This window comes from Lentibacillus kimchii, assembly GCF_055381965.1.
The window spans coordinates 1,099,422-1,115,838 of the sequence record NZ_AP043934.1; the positions used below are offsets into that span (position 1 = coordinate 1,099,422).

Consider the following 16,417-nt stretch of genomic DNA (forward strand, 5'->3'; position numbering starts at 1 on the left):
TGCTAATATGGATGAAGTTATAAGATGCGAGGGATTTTAATGCTTTATGTCATTTGTATTGTCGTGGCGTTAATTGCTGCGTTTATCGGAAGCCTTGTTGGTTTAGGCGGTGGTGTTATTGTAATCCCGGTCATGCTGTTTTTGCATTCATACTCAGATGCTTTTGCTTGGGCAACGCCACAGGTGATCGTTGGATTATCACTGATTTCAATTGTGTTTACAGCTATTTCATCATCCATTTCCTACTATCGAAATGGGCAGATTAATAGTCGTATTGGCCTGTTATTTTTAATTGGCAGCATTCCAGGCGGCATTCTTGGCTCATGGCTGAATCAATTTATAAATACGGACCACTTCACATTGTATTTTGGCATTTTAATGATTGCACTATCGTTCCTGTTTTTACTGAAACGGGATAGACAGCGTGAAGAGCGGTCGAAAACACCAATCGTTTCTGTCGTCATCATTTCACTCATTGTAGGTGTTCTCTCCGGTTTATTCGGTATTGGCGGCGGTGCTATCATTGTTCCAGCAATGATCTTCTTGTTTGGTTTATCTGTTCACACGTCTGCAGCGACGTCCATGTTTGTCATTGTCTTTATCAGCATTATGAGTGCCGGAACACATATCGCTTTAGGTCATATTGAGTGGGAGTATGTTATCTTCTTTATTGTCGGAGCCTGGATTGGCGGCACAATAGGTGCTAAAGTTAATCAACACATTAAAAGCAATGTTCTGGAGTGGATTCTGCGTATAATGTTGATTGTTGTTGGTATCAGGCTAATTTTTGAAGGATTGATGTAAGGAGTTTATCAATGCAGGAAAAGCTTTATTTTTACTATACAAATGATTTACACAGTAATTTTAACAATTGGCCACAGGTTGCAGGCTTTTTAAAGGAAGCGAAAGCCCGGAGAGCAAGTGAGAATCAAGCCTCCTGGATAATGGATATTGGTGACCATGTGGACCGGGTGCATCCGGTCGCCGAAGCGTTTATGGGGAAAGCGAATGTGCAATTAATGAATGATGTCGGCTATGATCTGGCAACGCTTGGCAATAATGAAGGGATTACGATGTCACATGATGAACTTTATCATTTATATGATGATGCAGCGTTCCAGGTTGTTTGTGCGAATTTGCAGAGTATGACTGAAACTGAACCGGAGTGGCTGCAATCGACTGTTTATCTGCAATCCGATAGCGGTATAAGAATTGGCGTTATTGGCTTGACTGCACCATTTAATGCCTTTTATGAATTGCTTGACTGGCATATTTCGGCACCATTTGAAACGCTGGAAAAGCACTTGAATCATATGAAAGAATCAGCAGATATTATTGTATTAATGTCACACTTGGGCATTAGCCAGGATCAGAAAATTGCTCACCGCTTTAAAGCTATAGATGTCATTATTGGCGGCCATACGCATCACTTGCTGAGAAATGGCGAAACAGTGGAAAATACACTCATCACAGCTGCTGGCAAGCATTGCGGATTCGCTGGTGAAGTGGAGCTGACGTGGGATCATGCGAGGCAGGAGCTCATTGATAAAACGGCTGCCGTTTATGATATGACAGAACAGCCTCGGGATTTGGCAGCAGAGGAAACATTAAATACATTGACTGAAAAAGCCGACGACCTCCTTGGAAAACCAGTGATTGAACTGGCGGAACCGATAGAAGTTAAATGGTTTCAGCATACGGAAATCATGCAGAAATTAACGGATACCCTTAAAGAATGGACACATGCAGATGCAGCAATGCTGAATGCTGGTGTGTTGCTGGATCAAATACCAGCTGGTTTTGTGACGCACAAAGACATCCACCGTATCTGTCCACACCCAATTAATCCTTGTATGGTGGAACTTAACGGTGCGGAATTGACAGAAGTTATTCGGGCATCCTTAAGCAAAGATTTTACGGAATTAAAGCTGAAAGGTTTTGGATTTCGCGGTGAAATCCTTGGTCAAATGATTTATTCAGATCTTGATGTTCAGACGGTCGTGCGGGACGATGGCAGTGAATATCTTGAATCGGTTTATTATCAGGGTATGCCGCTTGACCCGGCAAAACAATACCGCATTGCAACAGCTGATACCTTTACATTCGGGCGGCTTCTGCCGGAAATTGCTAATGCGGAAGATAAGCACTATGTTCTTCCGGAATTTTTGCGTGATTTGCTTACGTACACATTGCGTCACAAAGTGCCGGCTGATTAATGAGTGACATGATGATTTGTTCATGCATACCATATCCTGTATTGGATAAGGGAGGCATAAACATCATGATGACTGTTAATCCGCTGGAAATTGAAGGAATGCAGTATACGGCCGTAACAGTGGAATTGCCCCGGACAACACTGCTGGTTATTTCAAACGAGGTCGGCTACATTATGTGCGGCGCGTTGGATGTTGATCTTTTAAATGATCGGCTTGCTGACAGGAAGGTGATTTCCGGTCGTGCCGCAGGTGTCAAAACAATTGATGAGCTGTTGGAGGCACCTCTGGAAAAAATAACGAATGCTTCGAAAGTATACGGCTGGGAACCAGGTATGACCGGCAAAGATGCACTGCTCAAAATAGCCTGATGAGATTCTACCCCTCTTAAAACAAGCATATGCTGTTTTGAGAGGGGGATTACGTTGCGAAAGCGTCTTACATTCCATAAACCAAAACGATCTGGAACACCGCTTCCGCTGCCCGTTGTTTTTGTATTAACAGTGATCATATTTGTTTTAATCGTTTTTCTGACGATCGTGATTATTGATAGGGGAATTACGCCGGCATTAAAGAGTATTGCTGACCGAAAGACAGAGGAATTTGCAACACGTGGTATTAACTCAGCCGTGAGGTTTGCACAAAATTACAATTATGATGATGTCGTTAATATTACATATGATGATGAAGGAAAAGTCGCTACTTATAACTGGGATCAAGCTGCTATCAGTGAAATTAATCGGGTCGCAACGGATCGGGTTGAAGAATATTTTCGTTATATGAACACTGGCGAGCCCCCGGACTACGAAAATTCGCTGTTTGAACCGGAGGAATTTGAGGATACGACCGATAATTTGCCTTCTAAAGATCCAACTGTTGTGGAAATCCCGATTGGTGAAGCTACTGGGAATACGATTCTCGCCAATCTCGGCCCGAAGATCCCAATTAATCTGGAATTTGTCGGTAATGTGCGTACAAATATTATTCGGGAAGAGGAGCCGCTGGGAATAAACGGTTCATGGTTATCATTATATGTCAAGGTTGAAGCAGATGTCCAAATTATTATCCCGTTTATGACCGATGTCACAACTGTTGAAACGGAAATTTATATCGATGGCGGAGCGGTAATGGGTGATATTCCTGACTTTTATGGCGAAGGTGATGGTGATAATCCTTCTATCTCTGTGCCTAAAAATTCCATCACTGGAGACGAAAAGAACTGATCTGTTAGAGTCTGGATAACAGATCTTTTTTTAAGTTTATAAAAATTCTAAATATTATGTTGACATAGTGAAGACCTGACAGTATAATAAGGAAACAAATATCAGAAAAAACTAAACAATTTAGCGTTTGGGAGGTTTTAACTATGTCAACACGTTCTCAGTGGGGGACAAGAGCAGGTTTTATTTTGGCTGCAATCGGTTCAGCAGTGGGACTTGGTAACATTTGGCGCTTTCCGACGACAGCCTTCGAAAATGGCGGCGGTGCCTTTATGATCCCGTACCTGGTCGCATTGCTGACTGCCGGCATCCCGATTCTGATCATGGAATTCACCATGGGTCACAAATACCGTGGCTCGTCACCATTAACGTTTAAGAACATGAACAAAAAGACAGAATGGGTAGGCTGGTGGGGTGTCCTAATAGCCTTTGTTGTTTCGACTTATTACTCGGTTATTATTGCCTGGGCAATATCTTATTCAATTTTTTCATTCAATTTGAACTGGGGTTCTGATACAGAAAACTTTTTGTACAATAACCATTTGGAAATGGTTGAAGCTGGCCAATTTGGCGGTTTTGTGCCTGGTGTTCTCATTCCATTAGTTATCGTTTGGCTGGTTGTCCTTGGTGTGCTTTACCGGGGCGTGCGAAAAGGTATCGAAATGGCTAATCGGATTTTTATCCCGACACTGGTTGTGGTTTTTCTGTTAATTGTTATTCGTGCTCTTACATTGCCCGGAGCAATTGAAGGGTTAAATGCATTTTTTACACCTGATTTCGATGCCATATTGGATGGGCAAGTCTGGATAGCAGCGTATGGTCAAATATTTTTTAGTATGTCAATTGCCTTTGCTATTATGATTACGTACTCCAGTTATCTACCGAAAAAATCGGACATAACGAACAACGCCTTTATTGTCGGTTTTGGAAACTCGAGTTTCGAACTTTTATGCGGTATTGGCGTGTTTTCAGTCCTGGGCTTTATGTCTGTCCAGCAGAATGTTCCTATTAATGAAGTTGTTGATGGTGGCATCGGTCTGGCATTTGTTGCCTTTCCGCAAATTATTAACGAGTTTCCAGCACTTAATGAATTATTTGGGTTTTTATTCTTTGCATCGCTCGTACTGGCAGGTATGTCATCGCTGATATCAATTATTGAAACCTATGTAGCAGGCTTGTCAGATAAGCTGAATATTTCCCGGAAAAAGGCTGTCCTGATAGGCGGAGGTACTGCCGCACTCGTTTCCCTTGTATTTGCAACACGGGGAGGCATAAACTTCCTTGATGCTGTCGATTACTTTATTAATCAGTTCGGTATAGCCTTTATTGGATTGGTCGAGGTCGTCCTGATCGCTTGGGTTCTGCGTAAGCTGGGCGAATTCAAAGAACATGCCAATAGTGTTTCTGATATCAGACTTGGTGGCTGGTGGACCTTTAGCCTTAGTGTCATTACCCCGATTGTCTTGGGCTTCACCATGTTTGATCTGTTCAGAAAGAATTTGCTGCAGTTATTTGATAAACCAAGTGGCAATTATGGAGGCTATTCGGATCTATTTGTATTGTCCAGTGGCTGGTTAGTTGCTGCTGGGGCCCTAATCGTTGGCATTATTATTTCCTTGCTGAAATGGCGTGCGTCGAAGAATGCAGACGAACATAAAACACAAGATACAAGGGAGGCGAAGTAATATGACCGGGGGAGCAATTACATTGATGATTGTATCAATGCTGATTATTTGGGGAGGCTTGACTGCCAGTATTACGAACGCAGTTAAAAAAGCTGGCAAACGAAAGTAGTATCACTTAGTATCCAAAAAAGGGAGTCTTTACCGGCTGCGGTAATGGCTCCCTTTTATGTTGTGAACAAGGCATATTTATGGATTGGCATCTAGTCTGATTCTTGCCGTTCCCACTTTTGTAAATAGGGATAGGGATTAAAGGACCATTCATCGTATCCATTATCCTGATACAAGCCATAGTGAAGATGTGGCGGAAATTTACCGGATGTTCCTGGTGGGCCATAGCCGGTTGAACCGACTTTACCCAGGGTGTCGCCGGGTTCAACAATCTGCCCTGTATGAATGTTATCTTTATAACTGCTCATATGAGCGTAATAGTGATAAACGTTATTAATATCCCGAATGCCCAGCCGCCAGCCTCCATATAAGTTCCAGCCTTTCATTTCAATAACTCCGTACGTTGTTGCTTTGACAGGCGTTCCATGATCTGCGAAGATGTCGGATCCTTCATGCATCCGCAGCCCGCCAAATCCCCGGGTGTCGCCCCAATTATTTTTCGTTGTATAATTATAGGACATATCAAGCGGGAAAGCGCGTTCTGTCAATTTGAGCCGATTAAATTGCTTGAAAATTGCGGCCGTATTCATAATGGTCTGGACCGTTAAGTCCCGCTTATAATAACGCCAGATGGCCATTTTGATTTGATCCCGGGATCGGCCATACTCCAGCAAAAGATTGGCCATTGTGTACAAAGCATCTTCTGGATTATCGGGATCGGCCTTACCATTGCCGTTTCCGTCCTTGCCTTTTCCATGAAAAAATTGAATAATGCTGCGATCATTGATCATAGCACTGTTGCCGATTCCATACCACAATTCATCTGGGAATGCAATTGATATAAGCTGTTCATCCTTAACGTCGTCAGAGCTGTTTCGTTCATACTGATCAATTGCGGCCAAATAATACCAGGGGATTTGGGTCAGTGCAGCTGTCTTTTTATAGAGCACCATACGTTTCTCTTGTATATTCTGTGCATTATCTGCCAGAACAGGATGAGTAAGAATACCGAACATGAAAACAGCAGTCATGAGAAGGGATAGTCTCTTACGCACACCGGTTCACACCTCCTTGTGATCCTTAGAAAATTTAAGCAAGCACTAGGTATCCGTTCCTTGTGGGGATTCCTGCATGCGATCAATGATTTGATTGATCGTATTATCATAATCATTGTCCTGTATTCGTGAATTGTGCAGGCTCTGAATGTCGGGGATCAGAGCTTCGTTGTCAGAAATATAAACGTCAAAATATCCTGGCAGAATAGATACAGCTGTTTTGTTGACTATATCTGCCGCCTCGTTGTTATCTAAATTATCTTGCTTGCCATAAGCAATAAGCGTTTTATCTTCCGTTACAAGAGTTGCAGCTTCGTCGAAATCCTCATTCTCTAATACAATCCGTGTAATCATATTCGCCAGACTGGTTCGGTCAATGTCAATGGATTGCTGCCCCTTATCAGCAGCGTTATCAACATCTTCTTTTGTATAATGGACATATCCCAGCTTGTCCTCACCAGATGGGTTGGATGGTGTTGTCTTTTGATCTGGATCCAGTTCATCAGTAATTTGTTGGTGTTCGTCGGCTTGAGGGCGATCATTATCAGATGCCTTGTCGGTATTGGCGCAGCCTGCTACCAGGATAGCTATAAGCAGAGACATTGGAATAAGCAATCGTTTTGTCATGACAATCCTCCTTATGCTGTGGATGCAACATGTTCTGTTGACTTAGTTTGTTTGAATCAGCATGAAAACATACAGCATGCTGGCGAAAATATTGGTGAGATTTTCGACGTGTGATAAACTTGATGTGTCATGAGGTGATGGTATTGATTGAGATACAGGGGAAAACGTATGAGATTATTGAAAATGAAAAGGATGGTTTTGATGAAGAACGTTTAAACAAACGTTTTTCTGAGATTTTGTCCAAATATGATTTTGTTGTAGGTGACTGGGGTTATGATCAGCTGCGTCTAAAAGGATTTTATGATGACCAAAACCCAAGCGCCGATTTTGATACTAAAATAAGCACTCTGGATGATTACTTATATGAACATTGCAATTTTGGCTGTGCTTATTTTATTTTGAAAAAAGTTAACAAATAAGGGCAACCGGCGACTAGCAGCCGCTTGCCCTCCTCGGTTCACCCTGGTGTTTAATCGTCCGGTTCATCATGCAGCGGATGTGATCCAGGAGCCTGTCTGGGCAGATCATCGTGCTGCTCTTTATCCGGATAAATAAATGCACTCTTACGTTTCTGACCTTCTTTCCATGGAGTGGATTTACTCCCTTTTGACACATGATCATTAAATTCTGAGCCGAATGGTCCCTCCGGAAATTCTTCAGGAATTAATTCTTGCTGATCTTCTACATTTTTAAAATTACTGTATTGTTTTTTATCATTTTTTCCCATTTGTTTCACATCCTTTCTTAATCACTATTGTGCCGCATTTAAACAAAGTAATTTTTCCTATATCAACAATTAAAGACTATATTTTCCAATATGATTGGCCAGTGACATCCTTAATTTAGCATCGATGGTTAAAACTCATCTTTTTCCTCGCCAAGCTGATATTTTGCTTGGATCGTTCTGAATCCTTCCCGCTTGTGGGCTAATCTTTCCATCACATTAAACCATTCGTATCCGGCGTCTTCAAATACATTTGTCAGCAATTTGTTTTGTTCCTCGTTTAATATTTGTACAAGGTTTTTTCCTTTTTGAGTTGGATAAAGTCTCTTGATGCGCTTATCATCATTTGCTTGATATTCCTCAATCAGCTGTTCCGTTTTTAATTTGCTGAATGTCCGGTGTGATCCTTGTTTTGTTATTTCCAGAAAGTCGAGGAGTTCTTTAACCGAAATGCCAGGCATTTTTGATATGTAAAATAAAAAGCGGTGGTGCTGCCTGCTCATACCATATTTTTCAATGATTTCATCTGCTGTTTTAATAAATGTCTGATAAGCGAAATGAAATAACATTAGATTATAATCATCTTTTTCCGTCATGCTATCACCTTTTTTGTAAACTCTTTGTTTCAAATTATATATGAGGTACTCCAAAATGACAATAAAAGTCAAGTATGTTGACCTTTATTGCCTTCAGCGCTTATAATATAGGCGAAGAGCTCAAGGAGGTATTCTCATGACTTATACAGTAGGGCATTTTTTAATAGATGAATTGAGTAAAGCTGGTGTTGATAAGACTTTTGGTGTTCCTGGAGATTTTAACTTAACATTTCTTGACACCATTACAGAGCATCCGGATATGGAATGGATTGGAAACACGAATGAATTAAATGCCAGTTATGCGGCTGATGGCTATGCACGTGTTAATGGCATTGGAGCGCTTGTAACCACATTTGGTGTCGGCGAACTAAGCACTATGAACGGCATAGCTGGTGCCTACGCTGAACGTGTTCCTGTGGTTGCTATTACAGGAGCGCCAACAACGAATGTAGAAAACCAGAAAAAATATGTGCATCATACCTTGGGTGAAGGCCGCTATGATGATTTTCGGAAAATGTTTAAACCGATAACGTGTGCACAAGCCTATATTACGCAAGTGAATGCACAAGAGGAGATTCCAAGGGTCATCCAGCTGGCCATGCGTGAAAAACGTCCAGTTCATATTCATTTGCCTATTGATGTGGCTGCTATGCCATTGACACCAGCCAATCATCAAGTCTCTCTTATAGAAGCTGACCATTCAGATGCACTCGATAAGATGGTGCAATCGGTGCAGGAACGCCTGAACCAGGCAAAACAGCCTGTTATTATTGCCGGTCATGAAATCAACAGCTTTCGTGCTCATGAAGCACTTCAGACATTCAGTGAAGAAAAACATATTCCGGCAGTGCAGCTGTCACTTGGAAAAAGCGCTTTTGCGGAAACGCATGAAAACTATATTGGCATGTATGCCGGTGCCGTTTCTGAGGAGCGTGTCAAAAACTATGTGGATGGAAGCGACCTTGTGCTGAATATTGGTGCTAAATTAACGGATTCAGCGACATCTGGGTTTAGTTATGGTTTTAATGAAGCTGATATGATCGTTATCAACCATCGTTTATTTGATGATCATGAAAATGCGATGGAAGGTATTCCGCTTCTCGAAAGTCTCAATGCTTTGAATCAACAAATTGATTTTCGAAATGAAGCATCGTTTGAAACTTATCGGCCTGCTGGGCGTATTGAAGCTAGTGATAAGGAGCTGACACAAAACAATTACTTTAATTTAATGAATCAATTCTTGCGTCCTGGCGACGTGATTCTGGCAGAGCAGGGGACGTCCTTTTTCGGGGGCTATACCATGAAACTGCCAGCCAATAGCCAATTTATTGGCCAGCCGCTATGGGGTTCGATTGGTTATACACTTGGCGCGCTTTTGGGAACGCAATTAGCTGATAAAAACCGGCGTAACATTTTGCTGATTGGTGATGGATCCGTACAGTTGACTGTTCAGAGCCTGTCAACGATGATCCGGGAAAACATCAAGCCGATTATATTCTGTATTAATAATGATGGCTATACGGTAGAACGTATGATTCATGGGGAAGATGCCTCCTACAATACTATCAAGATGTGGCATTATCGTGACTTGCCGCGTGTATTTGGAGCTGAAGATGAAGTGGTGACACACTTCGTGGAAACAGAACAACAGCTTGTTGATGCATTTTCCCAAATAACCAATCAGCCGGATAAGATGCATTTTATTGAAGTCATGATGCGTGTGCTGGATGCTCCGGACAATCTAAAAGAAGTGAGCAAGGCGTTCGCCGCACAAAATGAATAACGAAATGATTCATGCACCCTTGTTGTTTAAAAGGGTGCATGTTTTGTACAGTATGATGATTCCTTTGTGTGATATGATAGGATTGATTATGAGTCAGGAGTGATTAACATGTATTTCGTTGATAGAGGGCAAATTGAGGCGATATTAAATTATATGGATCAGCTTCTAGAGGAGGTTGGTAAGCATTCGTTTACGACGTTTGCCGAGAAACTATACCTTGAACGTACGGTGCATCTGACGATTGAGTCAATGCTTGATGTCGGAAATATGATGATAGATGGCTTCATTATGCGTGATCCGGGTGGCTTTGAGGATATTATCGATATATTGATCGATGAAGAGGTTCTGCCAGAGAACGAAGAAGAAGCTTATAAGACCGTTATCCGTTTGCGGAAAATGGTGGTCAAAGACTATCTGCATGTGGACTATCAGCAGCTGATTGATACACTTCAGCAGCATCAAGATACCCTTGCACAATTTAGTTCACATGTCAGACATTATCTGGATACCGAATTAGGTGTGGCGAATGCCTTTTCCAACGAGTGAGCTGAGGAAACAGTATTTAAACCGCAATAACTCGCAGTCACACTGCTGCAAATTAAGACTGGAAAGAGTGAATTTACAACATGACAACGTATAACGCGTATATAATTGATCTGGATGGCACCATGTACCGGGGAAATGAGCCAATTGCGTATGCAGCAGCATTTGTTGACACGTTGGTTTCTGAGCAGATTCCCTATCTGTTCCTGACCAATAATTCATCCAAAACACCTGCTCAAGTCTCTCATAAATTACAGCAAATGGGGATCCCTTCGACGGCTGAGCATGTTTTAACATCAAGCATGGCGACGGCTGACTATATTAAACGAGAGCATCCTCAGGCGCGTTGCTATGTTATAGGAGAAGAAGGGCTTCATGAAGCTTTGAAGCAGGAAGGACTTGCTGTTGTAGAGGAAAACAGTGATTTTGTCATTATAGGCATGGATCACAGCATAACGTACGATTCCCTGTCCAAAGCTTGTCGTGAGGTTCGTCATGGTGCTCAGCTTATTTCCACAAATGCAGACACAACCATCCCGACTGACAGGGGGATGGAGCCGGGAAATGGTGCCCTGACATCTGTCGTATCTGTCAGTACGGGAAAGCAGCCCACGTTTATCGGTAAACCGGAAACCATCATCATCGACCAGGCTTTGAAGCGCCTAGATGCTGAAAAGCCCAACACCCTGATGGTAGGGGATAATTACGACACGGACATAGGAGCAGGTATCAATGCAGGCATCGATACGTTAATGGTTTTCACAGGCGTGACACCATTCAGCTGTTACCCTTCGTTACCTGTCAAGCCATCATATTACGTACAGAATCTAAGTGAATGGCTCCCCCATATTAAAAAAACTGCTCTTTAATCGAGCAGTTTTTTACATTATTCGTCCAATAATGCATCATCAGCCGCGGAATGGGCCAGCCGACTTGAAGCCGCCGCAGCAATAGCCCCGACAATATCATCCAGAAATGTATGACACTCGCCCGTTGACTTATCATTTAAAGGGCCAAGAATCCCTGGTTTTTGTTTATCAATATAGCCATAATTGGTAAAGCCGATAGAACCGTACACATTAACAATTGAAAAAGCTATAATTTCATCAATGCCATATAAACTTTCATCCGTTTCGATTGTCTGCTGCAGCGGCTGATCCAGTTTTTTCTGCTCAGCCAGGCAGTCGAGCTGAATCCCGGTTAAAATGGCATTCTGCACTTCTCGTTTGCCAAATACCCGGTTCACATTATCCCGGCACGTGTCCATATCCAGACCATCATGATAGTTTGCCTGTAAATAATATACAAGGTCTGCTATATCATCAATTGTTACGCCGCGTTCTGACAGCCAATCGCGTGCTTTTTTTTCTAATTCTGATCGATTTGTTTGATTTTCCATTATGATCACCTTTTCAAAAAAATTGTTAAACTAATGTGCTTGCTGACATATATTATAAGAGGAGCTGATGAAAGGAGTGACTGAGATGGAGACATTTCTCGAAACGTATTATAGCATTCAGGCAGGGGACAGGACCGTGTGGGATGGAACGGAAGTATTTCAGGATGCTAATTATACTTATTTTATCATATACGCCGACCAGACGGAAGCCATACATATGGAACAGGCTGCATTAGCTTATTATTACTACGAGAATGATTACAGAAACGTAGCGGTACCGGTACCAACTCTGGATGGTAAGTGGTTTAGTGTTTATGATGATACGCCTTGCATGGTATGGCGTGCGAATCATAGGCCAGTACTGCCAAAAGGCCCGCATGGTGAACGGTTAGCGGTATTTCATATGACGGGAGCGGCTTATCCATATGAGCCGGAAACCATTTTCAATTATGGTCAATGGAAAGAATTATGGATCGAGAAGTTAACAGCATTTGAAAATAAAATAAATTGGGAAGCCCATAATCATCCAAATGACTATTATCGTCTGCTGATGGATTCGATGCCTTATTTGATTGGATTAAGCGAAAATGCGATTCAATATATGCAGGAAACTGAATCTGAACAACGATTCCATGATACTGATCAGGCAACTGTTGTCTTCGGACGCTATAAAAATCAGCTGGAAAGCTCTCTCGTATGGGGAACGGAATTCGCTGTTGATCATCCAGCACGTGATTTGGCGGAATATATTCGCTATCAGCTGTTGTATGCGGAAGATCCGTTACGTGATATTTCCTTATTTCTGAATGATTATCAGCGTATCCGGCCGCTATCTATTTTTAGCTGGCGTGTGTTGTTGGCACGTCTGTTATATCCAGTCCATTTTTTTGATGTCATCGGACGAGGATTTTCGGCAGACCAATATGAAGGAGTTCATGCAGAACTGGCCGAATTGTTGCAGAAGCAGCCTATGTATGAGGAAAGACTGGGGTTCTTTTTTGAAAACGCTGGTATTAACCCTGAAGCCTTGCAAATACCTGTGTTACACTGGCTGTAAACGCTATTTCGGCACTCAGATAACCCGATCTTAAAAATGCCGCAAACGAAAGAGGAGAAGATGCATGAAACCCGTTATTTATGTAACCAGAAAAGTGCCAGAAGATGTCTTGCAGTCATACCGGGCGCTGTTTAATATTCGCATGTGGGAGGAAACCGAACAGCCCGTTCCGCGGAGTGTGCTGCTTCGGGAAATCAGTCAGGCTGATGGGCTCTTATGTATGCTCACTGAATCTATTGATCAGGAATGCCTTGCTGCTGCCAAAAACCTGAAAGTCGTTGCCAATATGGCTGTCGGTTATGATAATGTTAACGTCGAAGCAGCCCATGAGCGCGGGATTGTGGTGACGAACACACCTGATGTGCTGACAGAGACGACAGCCGACCTGACATTTGCGCTTCTTTCGGCCACGGCACGCCGGATAGTTGAAGCGTCGGATTATATCCGTAATGGCAACTGGACGAATTGGTCACCTTATTTACTGGCTGGATCTGATATTCATGGAAAAACAATTGGTATTGCAGGTCTTGGCAAAATTGGTGAGGCGGTAGCCAGACGTGCGAAAGGCTTCGGCATGTCCATTCTATACCATAATCGTTCACGGAAGGAAAAAGCGGAGCAGGAATTGGGAGCTGTTTACAAAGGTTTTACGGAAATGCTGCAGGAGTCGGACTTTGTTGTTTCATTAGTCCCTTTAACAGATGAAACAGCAGCCATGTTTGATGAAACGGCTTTTCAGAATATGAAATCATCGGCTATTTTTATCAATGTCTCCCGTGGCGGCACGATGGATGAAGAGGCACTTCTCCAGGCGCTTACAACACAAAGAATTCGAGCTGCCGGACTTGATGTGTTCGCTGAGGAGCCTATCTCACCGGAACACCCGCTGTTGGGACTTCAGAATGTTGTCTGTCTGCCGCATATCGGATCAGCAAGTGAAACGGCTCGGACAAAGATGCTCGAACTTTGTCTGACCAATTTAAACGCTGTATTGCATGGGCAGGAACCTTTAACACCTGTACCATAATAATAAGGCAGACAACAAAATGTCTGCCTTAATCAGCCATGTATTAAAAAACCTGCTCAATCTCTGATACGCCGGGAACTTCAGATCTCAAGGCACGTTCGATGCCAGCTTTTAATGTGATGGTAGAACTTGGACAATTGCCACAAGCCCCCATAAGACGAATAAGGACAATCCCTTCATCATCAACATCAACCAGTTCCACATCGCCGCCATCACGAAGTAAAAAAGGCCGGAGTTTGGTCAGGACTTCCTGTACCTGCTCTTGCATGACCGATCTCTCCTTTCGAAAGTTGTTCATTTGAACACGCATGTCTTCTTATTATTATAAAGTGATCAGGATAGAAATTCACTTATCCAGTTTATTTTCTTTAATTACTTTTATTGTACCTTTGTTCAGCTATTTTGTAAAATAAAACTAACGTTATGATGAGGGGGAATTGAAGTGGCAGACAATATTTCGGTCACAGTCTATGGGGCAGAGCAAATTTGTGCAAGCTGTGTTGGCGCACCGGGTTCCCGAGAAACTTATGAGTGGCTGCAGGCGGCTATTGGACGGAAATATCATGACGCTAACTTTGTTTATAAATATGTTGATGTCGAGCAGCCGCCAGATGATGACAGCGATCAAAACTTGAGTGAGCGTATCTTGCAAGATGAGTTTTTCTATCCGCTCGTGCTCATAAATGGTGAAATTGCTGCTGAAGGTATTCCGAGACTCAAACCCATCTACCGGGAATTGGATCGAAATGGGGCGGTTGTTCAAACTTAGATATAAAGCATTAAGTATCATGTGCTGTTTTATAGCAAAATGGCAGGGCTTGAATAAGCTTTAGGTTTGAATTATTATCTAATAATTTGTATACTTGAGGATACTAACTTAAGTTGACTTATCTCAAAAACAGGAGGTTTCATATATGGTGATTTCAATCACAGAAGATGCAGCAGCACGGGTTAAAGAGATGATGCAGGACGAAGAAGCAGGTGCCCGGCTGCGTTTTGGTGTCAAAGGCGGCGGTTGCAGCGGTCTTTCCTACTCATTGGGATTTGATCATGAGATGAATGACGAACTTGACATGGTTGAAGAGGATAGCGATATACCGGTTGTGATGAACAAACAGGATGTGCCGATTATTGAAGGAACAACCATTGACTTTAAACAAAACATGATGGGCGGGGGATTCAGTATTGATAATCCAAACGCCATTGTGTCATGCGGCTGCGGCTCATCGTTCAAAGCTAAAAAACGCGAGGGAGCACCGGAAAAATGTTAAACTGATTAACAAGAGTCAGAGCGTTTGCTGTAACGTCTGGCTCTTGTTTATGTTAAAACATTGATGTAGAATGCTGTGGCTGAACGCGTGCATCTGGATCGATGTACTGCTTAGCGTTGTTAATGGCTGTTGGGCCTTCTCCAAACCCAGTAGCAATCAAGTCGATTTTGCCGGGATAAGAGGTGATGTCACCGGCCGCGTAAATCCCCGGAATAGTCGTTTCCATTCGTGAATTGACAACGATGCTGGTCTTATCGATATCAAGTCCCCAGTCTTTTATAGGCCCAAGTGATGAAATGAAGCCATAATTACAAAGCACCGCATCTACTTCGACATTGATTGTTTTGTCTCCTTTAACTTCATTAAGCGTCACACTTTCGATTTTGTCATTTCCATTTATTGCTTCTGGAACAAAAGGTGTTGTAATCGCCACACTTGAATTTCTCAACTTGTCGACACTATGTTCGTGAGCCCGGAATTTATCACGCCGATGAACCAAGGTAACTTTATTGGCCACCTGCTCCAGCATGAGTGCCCAGTCTACTGCTGAATCACCACCGCCGAGAAGCATAACATTCTGGCCTTTATAAGCATTCATATCTCTGACATGATAATGCAGGTTGATGCCCTCGTACGTGTCACTGCCCTCAACTTTCAAACGGCGCGGCTGAAATGCGCCATTGCCTGCAGTAATGATAATGGTCCTGCTATAGTGTTCCTCGCCTGAATTGGACGTTAATTTAAAAGTATCATCTTCAAGACGTTCCACATTTTCTACGGACTGTCCCAATACAATTGACGGATCGAACATTCTGGCCTGCTTCTCCAGGTTGTCCACCAGTTCCTGTGCGCGGATGCCAGGGAAACCAGCGACATCGTATATATCTTTTTCTGGATACAGGGCTGTTAATTGCCCGCCGGTATGTGGTAAACTTTCCATTATTTTAACGCTTGCCTGGCGCATCCCGCCATAAAAAGCTGTGAACAAGCCAGTGGGACCAGCTCCAATAATGGTTACGTCATATACTTGATCTGACATGGATGTCCCTCCATTGACAATAGTTATCATATACATATCCATCGTATCATAAATCAATTACCGAGTGTAT

General features: G+C 42.7%; 21 protein-coding genes. 14 read left to right on the forward strand and 7 right to left on the reverse strand.

The genetic code is table 11. The annotated features are described in order from the left end of the window. Positions 1 to 39 precede the first annotated feature (39 nt). The 6 genes from ACZ444_RS05950 (at position 40) to ACZ444_RS05975 (ending at position 5,227) form a co-directional block, all read left to right on the forward strand. Complete coding sequence (locus tag ACZ444_RS05950) at positions 40 to 804, forward strand: sulfite exporter TauE/SafE family protein (protein WP_382357578.1); 765 nt, start codon at positions 40 to 42, stop codon at positions 802 to 804. Positions 805 to 815: 11 nt separating this feature from the next. Further along, a complete protein-coding gene (locus ACZ444_RS05955) occupies positions 816 to 2,216 on the forward strand; it encodes a bifunctional metallophosphatase/5'-nucleotidase (RefSeq protein ID WP_382357577.1) in 1,401 nt (466 codons plus the stop codon). Positions 2,217 to 2,281: 65 nt separating this feature from the next. Continuing rightward, positions 2,282 to 2,584, forward strand: a complete 303-nt coding sequence (locus ACZ444_RS05960) for a YunC family protein (protein ID WP_382357576.1) — start codon at positions 2,282 to 2,284, stop codon at positions 2,582 to 2,584. 54 nt (positions 2,585 to 2,638) lie between these two features. After that, positions 2,639 to 3,436 carry a sporulation protein YunB gene (yunB, locus tag ACZ444_RS05965; RefSeq protein WP_382357575.1) on the forward strand — a complete coding sequence of 266 codons (798 nt, stop codon included), beginning with the start codon at positions 2,639 to 2,641 and terminating at the stop codon, positions 3,434 to 3,436. Positions 3,437 to 3,579: 143 nt separating this feature from the next. Next, entirely contained in the window at positions 3,580 to 5,118 is a 1,539-nt protein-coding gene (locus tag ACZ444_RS05970) for a sodium-dependent transporter (protein ID WP_382357574.1), read from the forward strand. A gap of 1 nt (position 5,119) precedes the next feature. After that, complete coding sequence (locus ACZ444_RS05975) at positions 5,120 to 5,227, forward strand: MetS family NSS transporter small subunit (protein WP_382357573.1); 108 nt, start codon at positions 5,120 to 5,122, stop codon at positions 5,225 to 5,227. Between the two features lie 91 nt (positions 5,228 to 5,318). Here the strand turns inward: ACZ444_RS05975 and ACZ444_RS05980 are convergent, their stop codons facing one another. Together ACZ444_RS05980 and ACZ444_RS05985 are read right to left on the reverse strand one after the other, a co-directional pair. Next, on the reverse strand, positions 5,319 to 6,242 hold the full coding sequence (locus ACZ444_RS05980) for a M23 family metallopeptidase (RefSeq protein ID WP_382357639.1): 924 nt from the start codon (positions 6,240 to 6,242) through the stop codon (positions 5,319 to 5,321). Between the two features lie 84 nt (positions 6,243 to 6,326). After that, complete coding sequence (locus ACZ444_RS05985) at positions 6,327 to 6,908, reverse strand: YhcN/YlaJ family sporulation lipoprotein (protein ID WP_382357572.1); 582 nt, start codon at positions 6,906 to 6,908, stop codon at positions 6,327 to 6,329. A gap of 143 nt (positions 6,909 to 7,051) precedes the next feature. Here ACZ444_RS05985 and ACZ444_RS05990 point away from each other — a divergent pair, with 143 nt between their 5' ends. Beyond that, complete coding sequence (locus ACZ444_RS05990; protein WP_382357571.1) at positions 7,052 to 7,327, forward strand: YutD family protein; 276 nt, start codon at positions 7,052 to 7,054, stop codon at positions 7,325 to 7,327. 50 nt (positions 7,328 to 7,377) lie between these two features. Here ACZ444_RS05990 and ACZ444_RS05995 read toward each other — a convergent pair whose 3' ends face one another. Further along, positions 7,378 to 7,635: a hypothetical protein gene (locus tag ACZ444_RS05995; protein ID WP_382357570.1), complete on the reverse strand. Its 258-nt coding sequence runs from the start codon at positions 7,633 to 7,635 to the stop codon at positions 7,378 to 7,380. Positions 7,636 to 7,763: 128 nt separating this feature from the next. Further along, on the reverse strand, positions 7,764 to 8,228 hold the full coding sequence (locus ACZ444_RS06000) for a MarR family winged helix-turn-helix transcriptional regulator (RefSeq protein ID WP_382357569.1): 465 nt from the start codon (positions 8,226 to 8,228) through the stop codon (positions 7,764 to 7,766). 136 nt (positions 8,229 to 8,364) lie between these two features. Between ACZ444_RS06000 and ACZ444_RS06005 the strand changes: the two genes are divergently transcribed. The 3 genes from ACZ444_RS06005 to ACZ444_RS06015 all read left to right on the forward strand — a co-directional run bounded on the left by ACZ444_RS06005 (position 8,365) and on the right by ACZ444_RS06015 (position 11,423). Next, positions 8,365 to 10,011 (forward strand): alpha-keto acid decarboxylase family protein, encoded by a 1,647-nt coding sequence (locus tag ACZ444_RS06005; protein WP_382357568.1) that lies wholly within the window; start codon positions 8,365 to 8,367, stop codon positions 10,009 to 10,011. A 108-nt stretch (positions 10,012 to 10,119) separates the two neighbouring features. After that, on the forward strand, positions 10,120 to 10,557 hold the full coding sequence (locus ACZ444_RS06010; RefSeq protein WP_382357567.1) for a DUF86 domain-containing protein: 438 nt from the start codon (positions 10,120 to 10,122) through the stop codon (positions 10,555 to 10,557). Positions 10,558 to 10,637: 80 nt separating this feature from the next. Continuing rightward, entirely contained in the window at positions 10,638 to 11,423 is a 786-nt protein-coding gene (locus ACZ444_RS06015) for a TIGR01457 family HAD-type hydrolase (RefSeq protein WP_382357566.1), read from the forward strand. A 17-nt stretch (positions 11,424 to 11,440) separates the two neighbouring features. Here the strand turns inward: ACZ444_RS06015 and ACZ444_RS06020 are convergent, their stop codons facing one another. After that, entirely contained in the window at positions 11,441 to 11,953 is a 513-nt protein-coding gene (locus tag ACZ444_RS06020) for a phosphatidylglycerophosphatase A family protein (protein WP_382357565.1), read from the reverse strand. Between the two features lie 85 nt (positions 11,954 to 12,038). Between ACZ444_RS06020 and ACZ444_RS06025 the strand changes: the two genes are divergently transcribed. Together ACZ444_RS06025 and ACZ444_RS06030 are read left to right on the forward strand one after the other, a co-directional pair. Beyond that, positions 12,039 to 13,010, forward strand: coding sequence for a protein kinase family protein (locus ACZ444_RS06025; protein ID WP_382357564.1), 972 nt, complete (start codon positions 12,039 to 12,041; stop codon positions 13,008 to 13,010). Between the two features lie 64 nt (positions 13,011 to 13,074). Beyond that, entirely contained in the window at positions 13,075 to 14,037 is a 963-nt protein-coding gene (locus ACZ444_RS06030; RefSeq protein WP_382357563.1) for a 2-hydroxyacid dehydrogenase, read from the forward strand. A gap of 43 nt (positions 14,038 to 14,080) precedes the next feature. Here ACZ444_RS06030 and ACZ444_RS06035 read toward each other — a convergent pair whose 3' ends face one another. Continuing rightward, entirely contained in the window at positions 14,081 to 14,305 is a 225-nt protein-coding gene (locus tag ACZ444_RS06035) for a NifU family protein (protein WP_382357562.1), read from the reverse strand. A 174-nt stretch (positions 14,306 to 14,479) separates the two neighbouring features. Between ACZ444_RS06035 and ACZ444_RS06040 the strand changes: the two genes are divergently transcribed. After that, positions 14,480 to 14,806 carry a YuzD family protein gene (locus ACZ444_RS06040; RefSeq protein ID WP_382357561.1) on the forward strand — a complete coding sequence of 109 codons (327 nt, stop codon included), beginning with the start codon at positions 14,480 to 14,482 and terminating at the stop codon, positions 14,804 to 14,806. 145 nt (positions 14,807 to 14,951) lie between these two features. Further along, on the forward strand, positions 14,952 to 15,308 hold the full coding sequence (locus ACZ444_RS06045) for a HesB/IscA family protein (protein WP_382357560.1): 357 nt from the start codon (positions 14,952 to 14,954) through the stop codon (positions 15,306 to 15,308). Positions 15,309 to 15,360: 52 nt separating this feature from the next. Here the strand turns inward: ACZ444_RS06045 and ACZ444_RS06050 are convergent, their stop codons facing one another. Then, a complete protein-coding gene (locus ACZ444_RS06050) occupies positions 15,361 to 16,347 on the reverse strand; it encodes an NAD(P)/FAD-dependent oxidoreductase (protein WP_382357559.1) in 987 nt (328 codons plus the stop codon). Positions 16,348 to 16,417: the final 70 nt, after the last annotated feature.

Bases quoted from the DNA above. Each gene is read 5' to 3' on its own strand.
- ACZ444_RS05950 (WP_382357578.1), top strand. From the start codon at position 40: ATGCTTTATGTCATTTGTATTGTCGTGGCGTTAATTGCTGCGTTTATC.
- ACZ444_RS05955 (WP_382357577.1), top strand. From the start codon at position 816: ATGCAGGAAAAGCTTTATTTTTACTATACAAATGATTTACACAGTAAT.
- ACZ444_RS05960 (WP_382357576.1), top strand. From the start codon at position 2,282: ATGATGACTGTTAATCCGCTGGAAATTGAAGGAATGCAGTATACGGCC.
- ACZ444_RS05970 (WP_382357574.1), top strand. From the start codon at position 3,580: ATGTCAACACGTTCTCAGTGGGGGACAAGAGCAGGTTTTATTTTGGCT.
- ACZ444_RS05975 (WP_382357573.1), top strand. From the start codon at position 5,120: ATGACCGGGGGAGCAATTACATTGATGATTGTATCAATGCTGATTATT.
- ACZ444_RS05980 (WP_382357639.1), bottom strand. From the start codon at position 6,242: ATGTTCGGTATTCTTACTCATCCTGTTCTGGCAGATAATGCACAGAAT.
- ACZ444_RS05985 (WP_382357572.1), bottom strand. From the start codon at position 6,908: ATGACAAAACGATTGCTTATTCCAATGTCTCTGCTTATAGCTATCCTG.
- ACZ444_RS05995 (WP_382357570.1), bottom strand. From the start codon at position 7,635: ATGGGAAAAAATGATAAAAAACAATACAGTAATTTTAAAAATGTAGAA.
- ACZ444_RS06000 (WP_382357569.1), bottom strand. From the start codon at position 8,228: ATGACGGAAAAAGATGATTATAATCTAATGTTATTTCATTTCGCTTAT.
- ACZ444_RS06005 (WP_382357568.1), top strand. From the start codon at position 8,365: ATGACTTATACAGTAGGGCATTTTTTAATAGATGAATTGAGTAAAGCT.
- ACZ444_RS06010 (WP_382357567.1), top strand. From the start codon at position 10,120: ATGTATTTCGTTGATAGAGGGCAAATTGAGGCGATATTAAATTATATG.
- ACZ444_RS06015 (WP_382357566.1), top strand. From the start codon at position 10,638: ATGACAACGTATAACGCGTATATAATTGATCTGGATGGCACCATGTAC.
- ACZ444_RS06020 (WP_382357565.1), bottom strand. From the start codon at position 11,953: ATGGAAAATCAAACAAATCGATCAGAATTAGAAAAAAAAGCACGCGAT.
- ACZ444_RS06025 (WP_382357564.1), top strand. From the start codon at position 12,039: ATGGAGACATTTCTCGAAACGTATTATAGCATTCAGGCAGGGGACAGG.
- ACZ444_RS06030 (WP_382357563.1), top strand. From the start codon at position 13,075: ATGAAACCCGTTATTTATGTAACCAGAAAAGTGCCAGAAGATGTCTTG.
- ACZ444_RS06035 (WP_382357562.1), bottom strand. From the start codon at position 14,305: ATGCAAGAGCAGGTACAGGAAGTCCTGACCAAACTCCGGCCTTTTTTA.
- ACZ444_RS06045 (WP_382357560.1), top strand. From the start codon at position 14,952: ATGGTGATTTCAATCACAGAAGATGCAGCAGCACGGGTTAAAGAGATG.
- ACZ444_RS06050 (WP_382357559.1), bottom strand. From the start codon at position 16,347: ATGTCAGATCAAGTATATGACGTAACCATTATTGGAGCTGGTCCCACT.